Origin of the sequence: Nonomuraea sp. C10, from assembly GCF_008017515.1 — a bacterium.
GTDB classification, from domain to species: domain Bacteria; phylum Actinomycetota; class Actinomycetes; order Streptosporangiales; family Streptosporangiaceae; genus Nonomuraea; species Nonomuraea ferruginea.
Genome location: NZ_VPFF01000003.1, coordinates 996806 through 1012400, shown reverse-complemented (window position 1 = coordinate 1012400; position 15595 = coordinate 996806). Strand labels below are relative to the sequence as shown.

Genomic DNA, 15595 nt, shown 5'->3' with positions numbered 1-15595 from the left:
AAAGTTTCAGGGGCCGTCGCAGGTCACCAGGGGGAGGGCGCCCGCCTGGTTGACGGCGGGCCGACGGCGTGGGATCAATCGCCCGGAAAGCGCTTACCTGAAGGGAGATGGTCGTGTTACCTCAACCTCGAAGGGCGGGCGGCTGGCGGCGTCTGCTGCTGAGCCTGGTCGCCCTGGCGACCGCCATGGCCGGCGCGGTCGCCGTCCAACTGCCCGCGCGGGCGGCCAGCGTCGACACGAACGCCTGGTACGTGCTGGTCAACCGGCACAGCGGCAAGGCGCTCGACGTGTACGAGTTCGCCACCCATGACGGCGCGCCGATGGTGCAGTGGGCCCGCAACGACGGCAACCAGCAGCAGTGGCAGTTCGTCAGCTCCGGCGACGGCTACTACCGGCTCAAGTCCCGCCACAGCGGCAAGGTCCTGGACGTCTACGAATGGAACGCCAATGGCGGCGCCCAGATCGTCCAATGGGCCGACACCAACGGCTGGAACCAGCAGTTCCGGCTCGCCGACTCCGACGGCGGCCACGTCCGACTGATCAACCGCCACAGCGGCAAAGCCCTGGAGACCTGGGAGTGGTCGACTGCCGACGGCGCCCGCATCTCCCAGTGGGACGACCTCAACGGCGCCAACCAGCAGTGGCAGCTCGTCAAGATGGGCAGCGGCGGCGGTAACGGCGGCGGCGACGGCAGCGGCGCCTGGCCGTCCGACACCGGCAGCGTGCACCAGACCACGACCCGCAACGCCGGCACGTTCTTCGACGGCGGCATGAAGCGCTACTACGGCATCGGCGACGGCGGCCAGAGCGAGAGCCAGGACCCCATGTTCGTGGTGGCCAACGGCGGCACCATCCAGAACGTCATCATCGACGCGCCGGCCGGTGACGGCATCCACTGCGAAGGCTCCTGCACGATCAGGAACGTGTGGTGGAACGACGTCGGCGAGGACGCCGCCACCTTCCGCAGCTCCAGCAGCTCGGCTGCCTACCTGGTGGACGGCGGCGGCGCCAAGTCCGCCTCCGACAAGGTCTTCCAGCACAACGGCGCCGGCACCCTCACCATCCGCAACTTCCAGGTGCACAGCGCCGGCAAGCTCTACCGGGCCTGCGGCAACTGCTCCACCTCCTACCAGCGGCACGTGGTCATGGACGGCATCACCGCCCGTTCCACCAAGGTGCTGGCCGGGATCAACACCAACTGGGGTGACACGGCCAGGTTCAGCCGGATCACCGTGTACGGCAGCGCCACGATCTGCGAGAAGTACCGCGGCGTGCCCAAGGGCAGCGAGCCCACCAAGATCGGCGAAGGCGCCGACGGCGTCAACTGCCTGTACTCCTCGTCCGACATCACCTACCGGTAGCCCGCAAGTGCCGGGGAGGGGCGACCTTCCCCGGCACGTGATGTTAGCGATAACACAAGGAGACCCATGAGACTCCTCGCCATCATCCTCACCCTCTTGCTCCTCCCCGCGCTCCCCGCCAACGCCGCCCCCGTGAACCTGGCCACCGCGGCGACCCCCTCGGCCTCGTACACCTCGCCCTGGGAGAGCGTCAACGCGATCAACGACGGCGTCGACCCGCCGCGCTCCAACGACACCGCCAACGCCCGCTGGGGCACCTGGCCCCAGACCGGCACCCAGTGGGCCGAACTGACCTGGCCCACGGCCCAGACGATCACCTCCGCCGAGGTCTACTTCTTCGACGACAACGGCGGCGTACGAGTCCCCGCCTCATGGAAGCTCCAGCGCTGGAGCGGCGGCTCGTACATCGACATCCCCGGCACCTACCCCACCGCCGTCAACGCCTACAACCGCGTGACCTTCTCCCAAATCAGCACCGTGCGGCTGCGCGTCGTCCTGCAGAGCGGCGCCGCGTCCGTCGGCCTCCTGGAGGTCAAGGCGATCGGCGACAACGGCAACCCCTCGACTCCCTGGAACCCGCCGGCCAACCTCGTCACCCCGCTCAACGAGGTCTGGCAGCACGTCGAGAGCACGTACCCGAACCTGTACGGATTCCGCAACTACGGCTGGGACCAGATCATGGCCAACGGCGGATCCATCAACTACTGCGTCCGCTGGGACTCCAGCGCCACGGTGACGGCCGCCCAGCGCAACCGCATCCACGCCACGCTGGCCCGCCAGTTCAAGAAGTGGATGGACGTGATGGCAGGCCAGGAGGGCTGGCCGTACACGAACGTCCCCGTGAAGGTCGTCGGCTGGGCCGTACGCGACCGCAACCAGCTCCAGTGGACGGACAACTCCGTCGACATCTACGTCGGCGACATCCGCGAGAACGCCCCCCAGTGCGTCGCCGCCTGCGGGCGCTTCTTCAACCAGAACGGCACCTACCCGAACTGCCCGGGCGGCGCGGCGCGCCACTACGACATGTCCCTGTGGCTCACCGCCGGCATGGGCGGCGGCGCGGGCGGCGACTGGGGCCAGCGGCTCGGCAGCGAGTACTACATGGCCAACCTGGACGCCGACAACATGCACATCCTGCTGCACGAGATCGGCCACTCGTTCGGGCTGGACGACTTCTACGACTGGACGCCGTCCGGGGTGTGCTGCTTCCTGATGAAGGCGGGCAGCGCGTCGTCGATCACGGACTTCGACGCGTGGATGTTCCGCGACTGGTGGCGCCACCTGAAGAGCCGCTACGGCCGCTGAATCCGCCGCCCTACGCGCCGGCGCTCGCCCATCCGCTGGGCAAATGGAAGGTCCAGCCGGGCCGCCACGCGAACGGCTGATCGACCAGATCGGCGAGCGGAACGCCGTGCAGAAGGTGCTGCAAGGCCCAGCGGTTGGCGGAGTGCGAGATCAGCAGCACCTTCTTGCCCGCCCACTCCACCGCCAGCTCGGCCAGGAAGTCGTTCATCTGCCCGACCACGGCCCGGTAGCTCTGGCCACCGGGCCACGGCTCGTCGATGTGCCGGGCACGCCGTGTCTCCAGCAGGCTCACCGGCATGCCGTCGAACTCGCCGTAGTGGCACTCGCGCAACCGCCGGTCCTGGAACAGAGGGATGCCCGAGCCCTCGAAGGCGACCCGCGCGGTCTGCACGGCCCGGCGCAGATCGGAGCTGAACACCGCGTCCAGCCCGTCGTCGCGGCGGCGCTCGCCCAGTTCGGCGGCCAGGGCCAGGCCCCGCTCGGACAGCTCACCGGGCAACCAGCCGCTGGCGATGCCGGCCTCGTTGTGGACGCTTATCGAGTGCGTCTCGTACACGATCTCCACCGTCATCGGCGTTCCCAGTACGTCAGATTCCGACCTGGCTTCCCAGGCTAGGGGTCGCTGCCGTACACCGCCGGGAAAAGGGCGCTTCGGAAGGCAAGCTGAGAGCGTACGGGCCGCCGGACCCCGCAAGCGTGACCTCGCGTTTTCTAACTGGAGGGCAGGACAGGCCGCCTACATCACGTCGTCTCGCATGAGACTCGTCCGATCTCCTGTTCAGAGGACACGGCTCTTGCCCTCTCTATAACATTCATGTTATGAATTGGGGAGATGTGGAGTTGGAGCCCGAGGTCGACGACTGGTTCGACTCGCTCGATCAGGACGACCAGGAGACAGCGGTCTTCTACGTTGACCTGCTGGCCGCGCGCGGTGTGCTGCTCGACGAGCCGTACACCAGGCAACTGTGCGGGAAGCTTCGGGAACTCCGATTTCACCTCTCCGGGGAGGCGGTACGTATCACGTACTGGATCGCTCCGGGCAGACGCATCATCCTGCTCACGGTCTTCCGTAAGCAGCGGATGCGGGAGACCGCCGAGATCGAACGAGCTGTGTGTGCCTCGGCGATGTGTCGCCGAGGCACACACAGCGGACGAGGAGTGATCGACATGGGCGAGCGCAAGGCATGGTCAGACAAGCGCGCAGAGATCATGGGTCGCCCTGGTGCCGGAGCCGCTTATGAGGCGGCACGTCTGCGCTTCGAACTAGGTGCGGCCGTACGGAACCGCCGCGAAGAACTCGGTCTGACCCAGGCCGAACTGGCCGAGCGGGCCGGGCTCAAGCAGCCGGCTGTGGCGCGGTTCGAGGCCGGCGGCACGATGCCCACCATCCCCATGCTGGAACGTCTCGCCGAGGCCCTCGACCTGCGTCTCAGTGTTCGTCTTCAGCCGCTTCGGAAGGCGGGCTAGGGACGGCGCCCGTTGAGCCCGATCTTGGCAGCCGTTCAGAAGTCGAATTCGCCTCGCTTGGCCCCGTCCACGAAAGCGTCCCAAACGCTGGCGGTCACCACGAATGGCGCCTGCCCTGGGCTCTCGGTGTCACGGATGGCCACTCGTCCGCCGGACAAGGGGGCGACCTCGATGCAGTCTCCGCCATTCGATCCGCTCTTGGTGGCCTTCCGCCAGGCGGCGGCGCTCAGTTCGTCGTTCACGTCCATGTCTTGGCTGCCTCTCTGAGTAGCTCGATAGACACATGCTGGGGGTGTGCCTCAGCTCGGATGGCGTCGTACTTCATATGGATCGCAGCGACGTCCTCCGGTCGGTCAGTCATCTGCCCGTGCCCCGTGGACTCGTAGTACACGATATCTGGACTTCCGGCTAGTTGGGCGATCACAAAGCCCCCGAGGAGTCCTGTGGTCGCACAAAAAGCCATGGGGACCACTTGGATAGCGATGTGTGGCCGTTCTGCCATCTGGACCAGGTGTTCGAGCTGGCAGCGGATGGTCAACCGACCTCCAATGGGACGTTGGAGTACGCCTTCATCGAGCAGTACCCAGAACATTGGGGGGTTGAGGCGAGACCAAATGATCTGGCGCTCCAGGCGTGCTTGTACGGATTTCTCAACCTGCTCCTCCGTTACGCCGGGCTCGCCACGCAGCATGGCGCGAGCGTAGTCCTCCGTCTGCAGTAATCCCGGGATGAGGAGAGGCTGCCATGTTCGGAGGCTCTGAGCTTCCTGCTCAATGACCCTTTTTCATCCTCAGGAGGCCTGAGCAGCGCGGTGGTTCTGGAGGACGGCGATGGCCTTGCAGAGGTGGCCGGCCTTGGAAGGGCTGCAGCGTAGCTTGCGGAGGATTTTCCAGCTCTTCAGCTGCGCGTTCGCGCGTTCTCCGGGGCCGCGAAGGCGGGCGTGGGCGCGGTTGGCCCGCTTCTGGGACTCGGGCTTGTTCTTGCCCTTGACCCTGCTGGCTAACTCGGGTTCAGGCGGTGAGAGCCTGGTCGAGGCGGGCGAGGTGGCTGGTACGGGTGCGATCGAGAGGGTGGCCGTTCCACCAGGCATCGAGTCGGGTGAGGTTGAGGGCGGTGGCTGCGATGACGTGTTCGAGGTGGACCTTGCTGAGTCCGCGGTAGCGGGCTCGACGGATGCCGGTGATGGCGACGGCTTGTCGAATGGTGCCTTCCACCCCGGCTCGGATTTTGTACTTGTGCTGCCAGTCTTGGCTGGTCTGCTGGGTGCGAGCGGCGTCGAGGGCTTGTTGCTGGGTTTGGGTGTGGCGCAGGCTGATCTGGCGGCGGCCGCTGTTACTGCTGGTGCATTCGGTCCTGGCAGGGCAGGGCGTGCAGGTCTTCGCGGAGAATCTGACCACGATTGTGTCCAGGCCGCGTTGGATGGTGGGGGTCCAGGAGATGCTGGTTTGTCCTTGGGGGCAGGTGGCCTGCTTGGCGGTCCAGTCGATGGTGAATGCCGCCCTGTCGTAGCCGGTGGCTGCGCGGGCCTGGGGCGAGGAGTCGAAACGCACCGGTGCCACCAGGGCCAGCCCGTAGAGGTCACGGGCTGCGACGATCAGTTCGGCCGAGGCGTATCCGGAATCGACATAGTGCTCGGCCGGGAGCAGATCCCGCCGCTGGAGTCCTTGATGGATCGAGGCCGTCATGGCCATGTCCGCGACGGTCGCGTCGGTCGTCGCCACGTTCGTGATCAGATTCGGCGGTGCGCTCGCCGCGCCGTCCCCGCTGGTGCCGCAGGTTTCGCTGATGTGGACCTTGTAGCCGTTCCAGAACACATCGGTCTTGGCCGACCAGCGGGTGTCTGGATCGTAGGGAGAGGCCAACCGGTGTCTGCCGGGCGGCAGTCCCTGTCCGCCGTCGCGCAGGGGCCGCCGCCGTTCGACCACCTCCCGCCCGCGGGCATCGACGGTCCGGACGAAGTTCTGGACCAGCATCACCCGCAGGGCCTGCACCGCTGGCAGTTCCCGCAGCCAGGAAGGGGAGAATGGCGCGTAGACCGCCGCGCAGAGCGCATATCCGTCAGCGCCGTAGGCACGCGCGAGTTGCTCCTGCTTGGTCTTGGAGGCCGGCAGCCGCCATGAGTCGATTCGTGCCCGATACCGGTCCGCCCAGTCCTGCACCTCCAGAACCTGTTCCACCCAGCCGGGCGCGGCAGCCGCGAGGGCTTCCAAGGCAGCACGCACGCATTCGCCGGCCAGCTCGACCCGGTTCAGATCCCGCACCGCCGAGACCACATGCGTGGCATCGGTGCGCTGCTTCCCACCCTCTTTCACCAGCCCCTTGTCCTTCAGCGCCTCCAGCAGCAGGTCCAGGACCCGCTCCTCCAGCCCATGCGCGATCACCCGGGACCGGAACTCACTCAACACGCTCGCGTCGAACCCCGGGTCATTGAGCTCCAGCCCCAGCGCGTACTTCCACGACAGATCCGTCCGGACCGCTTCAGCAGCCCGCCGATCGGTCAAATCCTCCACACGCTGCAACACCGTGATCAACGCTAGGCGGCCTGGAGACCAGCCCGGCCGGCCCTCCGCCCCGAACGCGGCCACGAACTGCTCATCGGCGAACAACTCACCCAGCTCATCCCGCACCCGAACCGGCAACGGCATCTCTCGCCGTCCTCGATACATCACCCGGATCGCTTCAGCCACCTGCGGCGACGGCTCTGGCCACGGACACGGCTGCACAGACACCCGGACACTCCACCCGCAGCCGGGACGAGGGGAAAACGGCCGCCCTTCATGATCCACACCAACTACCGCCAAGTCACGGACCACACCCCACGCGCCGCGAGTTAACCATCAGGGTCGCCCTTGTACGGGGTACGGACCGGGCCTTCGGCACCCTGATACGCCTTGTCGGCCAGGGTGATGATGCCCGCACGTTCGAGCGCGCGCAGGATGCCCCAGATGCGGGCGGCGCTCAGGTCGTGGGCCTTGCCCGGCAGCGCGCCCGAGGTCCACAGGATGGTCCCGTCCGGTGCGGCGATGACCTGTACGTTCATTCCGTGCACGCGATGCTTGCCGGAAAAGTAGGGCCGGTCGGCGGCGATCCGGTCGATGGGGATCAGCGTGCCGTCCAGCACCAGGTAGTGCAGCCCGTCCCGCTTGGCCTTGCGCAGCGCCTGGCGAGCTTGGGCGAGCGGGCCGACAACAGCGCGACCGTCTCCTCCACATACCGCCACGCGGTCGCCGCCGACACTCCGAACCCGGCCCCGAGCTCGGTGAACGTTTCGCCCTTGCGCAGGTAGACCAGCACCAGCAGCGCCTGCCGGCCGGGGTTCAGCCGCCGCCAGGCCGACCCGATCGTCTTACGGTGGCGCCGGATCATCCCGGCGACGTACTTCAGCGTCTGAGGCGACAAATCGACGGCGGCACGGTAGAACAACACCTGAAGCTCCTGGTTGCGACGGTGTGGGTTGTGGTGATCAACCCGTCTACCAGGAGCTTCTTCATGTCACCGGCCGAACACCGGCATCGCGATCATGCTGTGACCAGGGCAGCCGCCACGGAGCCTGAAAAAGGTTCAATGTCCAGCCACTCGCGAAACCATCGAGGGCTCGCCTCACGGCTTATGAGAGGCCAGAGGCGGAGCAACTCCCCCTTGGCTCCCACGGCTTCGTCGCAGCGTTGGACGAGATCCTTGCTCGGCGTCCGTTGAGCTCTCTCGATGAAGCCGACCAGGCCGGGGCTGAACCTGATTATTTCCGCCAATTGTTCCTGGGACAATCCGGCGTTTTTTCGAAATTTGCGTAGCTCGGCGCCGAAGAAAGCCAATGGGCTGGCCGTGGGGTCAAGCTCAAGGGGGGCGGGCATCCGTGACTCCTGTTCCGGTAAGTAGCACGAGAGTCCTACGCCAATCAGACGGCCGGTCCTACAGAACTGTCCGAACGGTGTGTCATCCATTCGATTCCGTAATGTAGCTCACCGCAGGCACTCTGTGTAGTGGGAAGCGCAAGTAATGACAGGTGAAGCGATGTGGGTCACACAAGCTCTGGCTGCTTCCAGTTTGATCGGGCGGGGCTGAAGATTCTGGACATGCAGTATTTGGGCCCCGCGAATAGGGCGGTTCATCCTTTACTGCATTTCGTACTGGCTGATGCCTGTGACACGGGAGCGAATACATGGATCCGGGAGGTGGCGTAATGGACAAGCTCTCGTTCGGCGAGATCGTGCCGGAAGTCCAGCACTCGGCGAAGGCCGCTGCGGTGGCGGAGCGTTCAAGCTCTGTCGGCCGGAGCATGGTCTGGCGGCTTCGGGATGACGCCCGTGCGGTCGGTGATGCCCGCGACCTCGTCCGGCGCGCGCTTCTGCTGGTCGGTCTGAGGCGGGATCTCGTTGACGACGCCGTGCTGATGGTCAGCGAGCTGGTCACGAACGCGGTTCTGTACGGTGACGCGCCGTACGAGCTGGTGGTACGGGTCGATCCGGTCGAAGTGGTGTGCCTGGTGGTCGACGCGGGAGCCGTTCATCCGGTGCGCCGCCCGGGTGTGGACGGTCAAGCCGAGCACGGGCGAGGGCTGCTGATCGTGGCGGAGTTGTCGGCCGGGTTGTACGGCTGCGTTCCGCAGGGGTTCACCACGTGCCCTGGGCTGCCGGGCAAGGCGACCTGGTTCGCGCTGCCTCGTACGGCAGGCCGGCGGTGAGGGTGGCGTCAGACCTGTTGGAGGATTATCACGGCCTTCACGTGGCTCCTGTCCAGGAGGGACATGAACGGATCGCCTGGGCGAGCCCCGCCGCTCGGTGCGTGCGGGTCCGGGTGCGCGAGCACACGTGCAGCCGGTGCGCGCCCTGCTACGAGTTCTGCGCCGCGGGCGGGCTCGCGTTCGTCCGGCGATCTGTCAAAGGCGTGATCCACGAGACGGCGTGGACCACGACAGCGAAGGCTGAGCAGGTCTGGGCGGCGATGCTCAGAGGCGAAGCCTGTTGAGGTGAACGCAGCCCTTCGGCGACTGGAACTCAAACGCGCAGGACGGTGACCTGGCGACCGGAGGGTGTGGTCGTCTGTTCGAAGCCGCCTCGTTCCTGCCAGGACGGAGCCTCGGGGCGGCGGTCGAAGATCACCAGTGCGCCGGTGGAGAGGGTGAGGCGGTCCAGGTAGCGGTCGAGCTGGGCGAGGCCGTCGGGTGCCGGGTCGTTCTCGCCTGCTCGCCACACCTTCAGCTCCATGGCCTCGCGCTGCATGAGCCGTTCGCCGTCGGGGCTCGTGTAGGGCCAGCGGACGAGCACGTCCAGACGTTTGGTGCCGGCCGCGTACTCCCGGTCGAGGTAGCCGCCGCCGTTGACCAGGCGGTGCAGGAAGGCCATGAGGATGATCTGGCAGGCGGCCTCATGGTAGCCCTCCTGGCGGACCAGCACCTCGCCGTGCTCGCGCCAGAAGACGACGAACTCCTCCAGCAGGCGCGGCAGGTCGAACCGGCCGTCCGGCAGCACGAAACTGCGCGGATCGGCCATCACGTACTGTTCCGACGGGTCTCCGAGCACTCGCAGAATGACCTCCCGGTAGATCGGGTTCGCCACTTCGAGCGGGGGTTTCTGCTTGATCAGGCCCAGGTCGCGTACGTAGGACAGGTCGTCGGAGAAGGCGGGGTCGATGTGGGGGAAGATCCCGGCCACGACCGGCTCCATCACCCGCTTGACCCGCGGCTCATGTAGCCGGGCCATCACAGAGTCCAGATGTGTGGCACGCGTCCGGATCAGCCGTTCCTTGGCGTCTTCTACCTGCCCGGCGGTGACGGCGCCGGTCACGCCCATCTCGAAGACGACCTCATGGGCGAGGGCGTTGACCAGCCACGGCTGACCCTGCGTCAGCTCGAACACCCGCTCCACCGCGTCCTTGGCGAACTCCTGGCCGGTCTGCTGAGTGTGCTGGTCGTAGAGGTCGGTGATGTCGTCGGCGGTGAAGTCGCCCAGGCGCAACGACTCGGCGACGATGTTGAACGGGCTGGCCGGGTTCGCCCTGCCGGGCTCGCCACCCGATGCGACCTTGTAGTCACGCAGGTCGCGCAGCCCGCACAGCACCACGGATGCGGGGAACGGTTGGCCCTCATGCCGGGCGTTGTGGCCGTGGCGGAGCTGGCTGAGGATGCTGACCATGCTGTTGCCCTGCAGGGCATCGATCTCGTCGAGGAGCAGCACCACCCGCCGCGGGCAGCGGCGGCACCACTCGCTCAGCGCCGAACCGAACCGGGCGCCCGCCGGAGCCTGCGGCCAGTGATCCGGCGGCAGCAGCTCGTCCGGCCAGCCCGATCGCGCGGCGGCCTCGCGGAGGGAATGAAGCAGAAGCGACTCCACGGCGGCGTAGTCGTCACCGGCCGACTTGGCGCGCTCGCAGGAGAACATCAGGGCGGCGATGTCGCCCTCGGCGGTCAGCTCGGACGCCAGGGTGCGCAGCATCGTCGTCTTGCCGGTCTGCCGGGGCGCGTGCAGCACGAAATAGCGGTCCATCTCGATGAGCTCGCGCGCTTGGGGGAGCCGTTGCGTGGGAGGCAAGATGTAGTGGTGCAGTGGGCTACACGGTCCCGTGGTGTTGAAGTATTTCGCTTGGGGTTGCCGCATGGTCACATTGTGTCATCATCTTGCCGCTGAATGTCTGGGACAAGGGATTCACGTGGCTCCTGTCCAGGAGGGACAACCACGGAGACAGACGCCTACTGCCCGTTCGGTTCATCGCTGAGATGGCCTACGGTGGTCAACGCGGGAAGGGCCGCGATGCGGTCGTGAAGATCACGGGTCTCAATCCCCGCATCGCCCACACTGAGCAACTTCTGGTCGAGGGCGCGCAGACGTACGCGTGTCGTATTCCGCAAGGATTGTGCAGGCACCGCGTCAAGGACCTGACCTGCCAGTGCGGTCGCGTAGGAGTATTGGCGGCGAGCGGCCTCCGCTCGCGCTTGGACGATCAGTGCAGCCGCCCAGCCAGCTCCTCCATGTCGGCTGTGCTGCTGTGATGCTTGTGCATGCGTGACGGCCTGGTCTTGCGCGCCGATCAGCAGGGCGCTCTCAGCCAGATGCAGCAGCAGTTCGGCGGCGTCGAACCCGAACCTGCCGGGCTGGTCTCCGTGCGGGTCGGCCGCCATCTCGTTCTGGGCTGCCGCCATCATCCTTTCCGCCTCCGAGCGGTGGGATGGACCGAGCGCAGCCGTCGCGCGCAGTAGCCCCCAGGCGATGATCTGCGCCCGCCGCAGCGGGGTGCGCGCGTACTCCAGAGCTTCGGCTGCCAACTCGACTGCCTGCTGCGGTTTGCCCTGACTGCAGGCGGTCATGGACTGAGCGCCGAGCGTCCAGCAGATCAGGTCGTGGTCGCCTACAGCCGTGCCCAGGCGTGCCGCCGTACCGAAATGAATGGATGCGGCCGCGTGGTCAGCGGTGTGGAAGGCGGTGTTGCCGACGAGAGCGGACAGCCATGCCGCCAGGCGACGCAGTTCGATGCGGTCGGCGTCGGCTTGAGGCCGGCGCAGCATCGGCCCCACGAGCGCGCGGGTTCGGTGTACTTCGGTGGCCAGGACAGCAGGCGGGAACGCCGAGTAACGCAGCGCGTAATACTCCACGGCCGCCTGCAGCGCCTGGCGGGCAGCAGGCCCGCCTGCAGGCCCGTCGACCTCAAGCGCGAGCTCGACCGATTCGCGCAGCGCTGACAGGGCGGCGTACTGGTCTTCGGTCATGGGGCGCCTCCAATGCGAGGCACGGTACCCCGCTCCGGGGCGACGCGGTGGGATGGCCGCGGAACTTCTCGGCAGACCCAGCGTCTCCGGGGTCACCCCGTACAGGCGGCAGAGCATCGGCCCGTACTCGGGGCCCGGCGGATGCACCCCGTGCTCCCAGCGGCACAGCATGCTGCTATTGACCGGCGGCGCGACCAGGTTTTCGTCCTCGAACAGGGCCTGAATACCGGCGATCGTTTGCGGTCGTGACCATCCGTAGGCCAGCCGCCATGCTTCCAAAGGAAGCAGCTGTGGCAACTCGTCGCAGATGGCACCGGCGATGCGCTCGACCACCCAGCCGGCCCGCTGCCCGCGTTGGCGGATGTCATTGGCTGTGCGAAGCAGTTCCGCTCGCAGGGCCCGTGTGATGACAGTCACGTCGGCGCCTCCCGTGCACTGCCATCGGAGCGTACCTCTGCCAAGGTGCCCCGGACATTGCCACGGCAGGCAATGTTGCAGACCTGGACCGGCATTGATGCGGACGCGGCCAAGGCCGGACCGTGAAGAGGAGCCCGCCGTCGCGATGACCAGGCTGCGGCGGCGGGGAGGCACCAGACCCCAGGAGGTCCTCGTGACACTTACCGCCGCATCCACGCGTCCCGCACCGCCGGTGGCGGGCCGGCGAGACCCGCGATCGTTCGTCAGGCCGGATGTGTGGGACCGCGAAATCGCGCTCCTCGTCCGCGACTACCCGTTCGACGAGGTCATGGCCAATCGGCTTTTCGGTCAGGCCGTCGCTTACCTCATCACCGCCATGGAGAAGTGGGGCGAGCATCTGGAGATCGGCTGCGGCCGACTGGTCGACATCGCGGTCCACGCCTTCATCCTCGACACCCGCAACTACCGGGAGTTCTGCGCTCAGCACTTCGACGGGCGCTTCCTCGAGCACGTTCCGGAGATCGGGTTCAAGTACGACGGGTCGGTCGAGCGGACCGCCCACATCCTCGCGGCCAATGGTTTCGAGGTGGACTGGCCGCTGTGGGAGCGCGACTTCTCCCAGTGCACGCCGTGTGCTCCTGGCACGGACTGTCACTGACCGAAACCAGCATTGAGGGCCGGGCCTCTACGGGGTCCGGCCCTCGGCTGTGCCCTGATGCAGCAGTTCGCCGGTGCGCAGACGGGTGCGACCTGTACGGTGACGCGGGTTCCGTCCGCTGCGTCACAGGGAACCGTCCATGCGCACCATCACCGACCGCGTCGACTACTGGAATCACTACGCTTCCGGCGTCTCGCAGGACAATCCGGAGGATGCGTTGAAGAGCGCCTTCGGGTGGACGCAGTACAGCGGGCACGGTCCGGGGGAGGAACTGTTGGGGGAGCCCGCCACAGCGCTGGAACTCGGGTCGTGCCGCGGGCACGCTGTGGCAGCGCTGGCGACCAAAGGCATCGTGGCGACTGGAGTCGATCTGTCTCCCGTCCAGGTCGAGCGCGCTTTGTCGGGCTGGGGCCATCTGCCCGACGCCCACTTCGTCCAGGCCGACGTCCTGGACTACCTGGCCGACTCCCCAGGCACTCAGTGGGACGCGATCTACAGCATCTTCGGGGCGGTGTGGTTCACCGACCCGGAGCGGCTGCTGCCGCTGGTGTTCGAGCGGTTGGCGCCGGGCGGCAAACTGGTCTTCTCACAGGCGCCGGCGGTGCCGGGAAGCTACGGCGTGCAGGGCATGTACGGCAATGGCTTCACCGGCCGGGCGGTGTGGATCTATCGATGGGCGTACGAGCCGGAAACATGGCGCGAACTGCTGCTCGGCGTCGGGTTCCGTGACGCGCATGCCCGGATCCATCCGGCCCCGGCTCCGGATCACGTGGGGACGCTCATAGGGGAGGCATGGCGGTAGAGGCGGATCGGCTGGTGCCAGTCACCGTCCCAGAGCGGAGTCCACTGACGGGCTGGCCCAACTTGTTTAAGTCCTCCAGATGATCGACACGTCGAAGAGCCGCTTGACGACCTCGACCGCCCACGCGTCCTCCCCAGATTCTGCGATCCCGTCGAGCGAACCTCCCTGCGCCGGTTGGACGATTCGACGTACGAAGCCCGCATCCTCTGCACTTCCGACGGCGAGCCCTTCGAGGCGCTGATCGTGACAAGCTGGCGGGTCACCGCCGCCGCCCGCCGTACCAGCGTGCGCTTCGCCTCCGGCGCCGAGCTGCTTCTGGACCATCACGCCGTAGCCGGGTACCTGGTGCAGAACGGGCGGATCACCGAGAACTTCGGCACCGACGGGAGCGTCCCACGCCGGGAGAGCCATTACATCGGCCTCTATCGCCGGCTCCTCGTCGACCGCCGCCCCCTCATGCCGAGAGAGCAGAGCAGCCTCCTGCACAACGTGCTTCTGCGGGGCGAGTAGCTCGGCCGATGGGCTACAGTCGTCCGCCGTGGCCGAATCCTCCCCCTATCTGACCGCGACCGCGGACGCCTACGACGCCCTCGCGGACGTCTACGCCGACTTCGCGCGGGACTCGCTCGACCGCCTGCCGCTGGACCGCTCGATGGTCGCCGCGTTCGCCGAGCTCGTGCGGGCCGACGGGGCCCGGCCCGTCGTGGAGGCCGGCTGCGGTCCCGGGTACATGACGGCGCACCTGCGTGACCTCGGGCTGGACGCCTTCGGTGTCGACCTGTCTCCCCGGCTGATCGACATCGCCCGTAGGGACTATCCCGACCTGCGGTTCGAGGTCGGTTCGATGGGCGCCCTCGACGTGGCCGACGGCGAGCTGGGCGGGCTGCTCTCCTGGTACTCCCTCATCCACACCCCACCGACAGAGCTGCCGCCCTACTTCGCCGAGTTCCGCCGGGTGCTGGCCCCGGGGGGTTACCTCCTGCTCGGTTTCTTCGAATCCGAGGGCGGCCCGGTAAGCCGGTTCGACCACAAGGTCACGCCGGCTTACCGGTGGCCGATCGACGAGCTGGCCGACCTGGCCAGCAAGGAGGAGTTCGTCGAGGTGGCGCGGATGCTGCGCGAGCCTCTGGAGGATGAACGATTCCGCCGGGGCCACCTGCTGATGCGCCGCGACCGTACCGCGGCTAGGGGGTGAGTGCACTGCTTCGTGGATCGGTCCGGGCTCCCGCGTGGAACGCCAGGGCCAGCGCGAGCAGAAGCCCGGCGCCCGCGAGAGGCACCCACGACAGCGTGGTTGACGGGACGAAGTCCTGGGTGAGCCCCGCCCGATCGAGTACGGTCGCCGCGGCGACGATCGGCAGCAGGGAGCCGAGGCTCGTGACGATCGCCAGGGCGACGAGCCCGGCAGTATCACGCCGGGTGAAAGGCCGCCCTTTCATGGTGGAGCTCAGCAGCAGAGCGGCCAGGCCCGCGCACAGGCCGCCCAGGAGGACGTCCGCGCGCGAGAGCACCTGCTCGGCGACGGTGGCTCCCCAGACGCCCAGCGGAAGCTCTCCCCGGAGTACGACCCCGTCGGGGAGTCTCACACCGCTCAGCGGCGAGGGCCCGGCGTCCGGAGCGGTCGCCACGCGTACGGTGACGTACCCGCCCGCCTGGGTTGCGCCGTTGATCACGTAGGCGATGCCCCAGATCGCCAGGGCGGCTCCCGCGAACCTGACCAGGTGAAGGATCGAGCTGACGAACGATCGATTCATGAGTGCCCCCACGACGCGCGTCGACTGCCGCCAGTATGCTGCGCGGCGGTCTCCCTAGATAGTGCGCCAAGGTCTCCCCAGCAAAATGGCGGAGTGGGTGTCGGCCGGGCGGTGGACGACGGGGAGGGCCGG

At 67.3% G+C, this 15595-nt stretch carries 16 protein-coding genes and 2 pseudogenes; 8 read left to right on the top strand and 10 right to left on the bottom strand.

Annotation, left to right across the window (positions count from 1 at the left end; genetic code table 11):
* Window positions 1–113: 113 nt before the first annotated feature.
* Together FR742_RS36285 and FR742_RS36275 are read left to right on the top strand one after the other, a co-directional pair.
* Window positions 114–1361 carry a pectate lyase gene (locus FR742_RS36285; RefSeq protein ID WP_315970660.1) on the top strand — a complete coding sequence of 416 codons (1248 nt, stop codon included), beginning with the start codon at window positions 114–116 and terminating at the stop codon, window positions 1359–1361.
* Window positions 1362–1427: 66 nt separating this feature from the next.
* On the top strand, window positions 1428–2666 hold the full coding sequence (locus FR742_RS36275; RefSeq protein ID WP_222709241.1) for a metallopeptidase family protein: 1239 nt from the start codon (window positions 1428–1430) through the stop codon (window positions 2664–2666).
* A 10-nt stretch (window positions 2667–2676) separates the two neighbouring features.
* On the opposite strand, the gene FR742_RS36270 is transcribed toward FR742_RS36275, so the two are convergent.
* A complete protein-coding gene (locus FR742_RS36270; protein WP_148035796.1) occupies window positions 2677–3237 on the bottom strand; it encodes a histidine phosphatase family protein in 561 nt (186 codons plus the stop codon).
* Window positions 3238–3485: 248 nt separating this feature from the next.
* Between FR742_RS36270 and FR742_RS46660 the strand changes: the two genes are divergently transcribed.
* Window positions 3486–4133 carry a helix-turn-helix domain-containing protein gene (locus tag FR742_RS46660; RefSeq protein ID WP_396990536.1) on the top strand — a complete coding sequence of 216 codons (648 nt, stop codon included), beginning with the start codon at window positions 3486–3488 and terminating at the stop codon, window positions 4131–4133.
* A gap of 35 nt (window positions 4134–4168) precedes the next feature.
* Here FR742_RS46660 and FR742_RS36255 read toward each other — a convergent pair whose 3' ends face one another.
* The 6 genes and pseudogenes from FR742_RS36255 to FR742_RS36230 all read right to left on the bottom strand — a co-directional run bounded on the left by FR742_RS36255 (window position 4169) and on the right by FR742_RS36230 (window position 7984).
* Window positions 4169–4381 (bottom strand): DUF397 domain-containing protein, encoded by a 213-nt coding sequence (locus FR742_RS36255; protein ID WP_148035794.1) that lies wholly within the window; start codon window positions 4379–4381, stop codon window positions 4169–4171.
* Window positions 4372–4908: a DUF5753 domain-containing protein gene (locus tag FR742_RS36250; RefSeq protein WP_222709334.1), complete on the bottom strand. Its 537-nt coding sequence runs from the start codon at window positions 4906–4908 to the stop codon at window positions 4372–4374. The genes FR742_RS36255 and FR742_RS36250 overlap by 10 nt, the downstream gene beginning before the upstream one ends.
* A 15-nt stretch (window positions 4909–4923) precedes the next feature.
* A pseudogene (locus FR742_RS36245) lies at window positions 4924–5121 on the bottom strand (transposase family protein); the annotation flags it as partial.
* A gap of 22 nt (window positions 5122–5143) precedes the next feature.
* Window positions 5144–6820 (bottom strand): IS1182 family transposase, encoded by a 1677-nt coding sequence (locus FR742_RS36240; protein WP_222709240.1) that lies wholly within the window; start codon window positions 6818–6820, stop codon window positions 5144–5146.
* Window positions 6821–6978: 158 nt separating this feature from the next.
* Window positions 6979–7559 (bottom strand): annotated as a pseudogene (locus FR742_RS46160) (transposase family protein); the annotation flags it as partial.
* 92 nt (window positions 7560–7651) lie between these two features.
* The gene (locus FR742_RS36230) at window positions 7652–7984 is read right to left on the bottom strand and encodes a helix-turn-helix transcriptional regulator (RefSeq protein WP_187281543.1); all 333 of its coding nucleotides are present in this window, start codon (window positions 7982–7984) and stop codon (window positions 7652–7654) included.
* Window positions 7985–8313: 329 nt separating this feature from the next.
* Between FR742_RS36230 and FR742_RS36225 the strand changes: the two genes are divergently transcribed.
* Window positions 8314–8814 (top strand): anti-sigma regulatory factor, encoded by a 501-nt coding sequence (locus tag FR742_RS36225; RefSeq protein ID WP_187281542.1) that lies wholly within the window; start codon window positions 8314–8316, stop codon window positions 8812–8814.
* Between the two features lie 313 nt (window positions 8815–9127).
* On the opposite strand, the gene FR742_RS36215 is transcribed toward FR742_RS36225, so the two are convergent.
* Both FR742_RS36215 and FR742_RS45445 read right to left on the bottom strand, forming a co-directional pair.
* Complete coding sequence (locus FR742_RS36215) at window positions 9128–10660, bottom strand: ATP-binding protein (protein ID WP_222709239.1); 1533 nt, start codon at window positions 10658–10660, stop codon at window positions 9128–9130.
* A 158-nt stretch (window positions 10661–10818) separates the two neighbouring features.
* A complete protein-coding gene (locus FR742_RS45445) occupies window positions 10819–12249 on the bottom strand; it encodes a tetratricopeptide repeat protein (protein ID WP_222709238.1) in 1431 nt (476 codons plus the stop codon).
* A 193-nt stretch (window positions 12250–12442) separates the two neighbouring features.
* Here FR742_RS45445 and FR742_RS36205 point away from each other — a divergent pair, with 193 nt between their 5' ends.
* The 4 genes from FR742_RS36205 (at window position 12443) to FR742_RS36190 (ending at window position 14904) form a co-directional block, all read left to right on the top strand.
* Window positions 12443–12907, top strand: a complete 465-nt coding sequence (locus tag FR742_RS36205; RefSeq protein ID WP_261808973.1) for a hypothetical protein — start codon at window positions 12443–12445, stop codon at window positions 12905–12907.
* Between the two features lie 139 nt (window positions 12908–13046).
* Window positions 13047–13709: a trans-aconitate 2-methyltransferase gene (locus FR742_RS36200; RefSeq protein WP_148035788.1), complete on the top strand. Its 663-nt coding sequence runs from the start codon at window positions 13047–13049 to the stop codon at window positions 13707–13709.
* Window positions 13710–13883: 174 nt separating this feature from the next.
* On the top strand, window positions 13884–14219 hold the full coding sequence (locus FR742_RS36195; protein ID WP_148035787.1) for a hypothetical protein: 336 nt from the start codon (window positions 13884–13886) through the stop codon (window positions 14217–14219).
* Window positions 14220–14247: 28 nt separating this feature from the next.
* The gene (locus tag FR742_RS36190; protein ID WP_148035786.1) at window positions 14248–14904 is read left to right on the top strand and encodes a class I SAM-dependent methyltransferase; all 657 of its coding nucleotides are present in this window, start codon (window positions 14248–14250) and stop codon (window positions 14902–14904) included.
* On the opposite strand, the gene FR742_RS36185 is transcribed toward FR742_RS36190, so the two are convergent.
* Window positions 14894–15463: a hypothetical protein gene (locus FR742_RS36185; protein ID WP_148035785.1), complete on the bottom strand. Its 570-nt coding sequence runs from the start codon at window positions 15461–15463 to the stop codon at window positions 14894–14896. The two genes, FR742_RS36190 and FR742_RS36185, sit on opposite strands and share 11 nt — an antisense overlap.
* Between the last annotated feature and the right edge of the window lie 132 nt (window positions 15464–15595).

What these genes read in the sequence shown, in the direction of transcription:
- FR742_RS36255 (WP_148035794.1), bottom strand. Translation starts at nt 4,381, where the DNA reads ATGGACGTGAACGACGAACTGAGCGCCGCCGCCTGGCGGAAGGCCACC.
- FR742_RS36275 (WP_222709241.1), top strand. Translation starts at nt 1,428, where the DNA reads ATGAGACTCCTCGCCATCATCCTCACCCTCTTGCTCCTCCCCGCGCTC.
- FR742_RS36270 (WP_148035796.1), bottom strand. Translation starts at nt 3,237, where the DNA reads ATGACGGTGGAGATCGTGTACGAGACGCACTCGATAAGCGTCCACAAC.
- FR742_RS36225 (WP_187281542.1), top strand. Translation starts at nt 8,314, where the DNA reads ATGGACAAGCTCTCGTTCGGCGAGATCGTGCCGGAAGTCCAGCACTCG.
- FR742_RS36185 (WP_148035785.1), bottom strand. Translation starts at nt 15,463, where the DNA reads ATGAATCGATCGTTCGTCAGCTCGATCCTTCACCTGGTCAGGTTCGCG.
- FR742_RS46660 (WP_396990536.1), top strand. Translation starts at nt 3,486, where the DNA reads ATGAATTGGGGAGATGTGGAGTTGGAGCCCGAGGTCGACGACTGGTTC.
- FR742_RS36200 (WP_148035788.1), top strand. Translation starts at nt 13,047, where the DNA reads ATGCGCACCATCACCGACCGCGTCGACTACTGGAATCACTACGCTTCC.
- FR742_RS36230 (WP_187281543.1), bottom strand. Translation starts at nt 7,984, where the DNA reads ATGCCCGCCCCCCTTGAGCTTGACCCCACGGCCAGCCCATTGGCTTTC.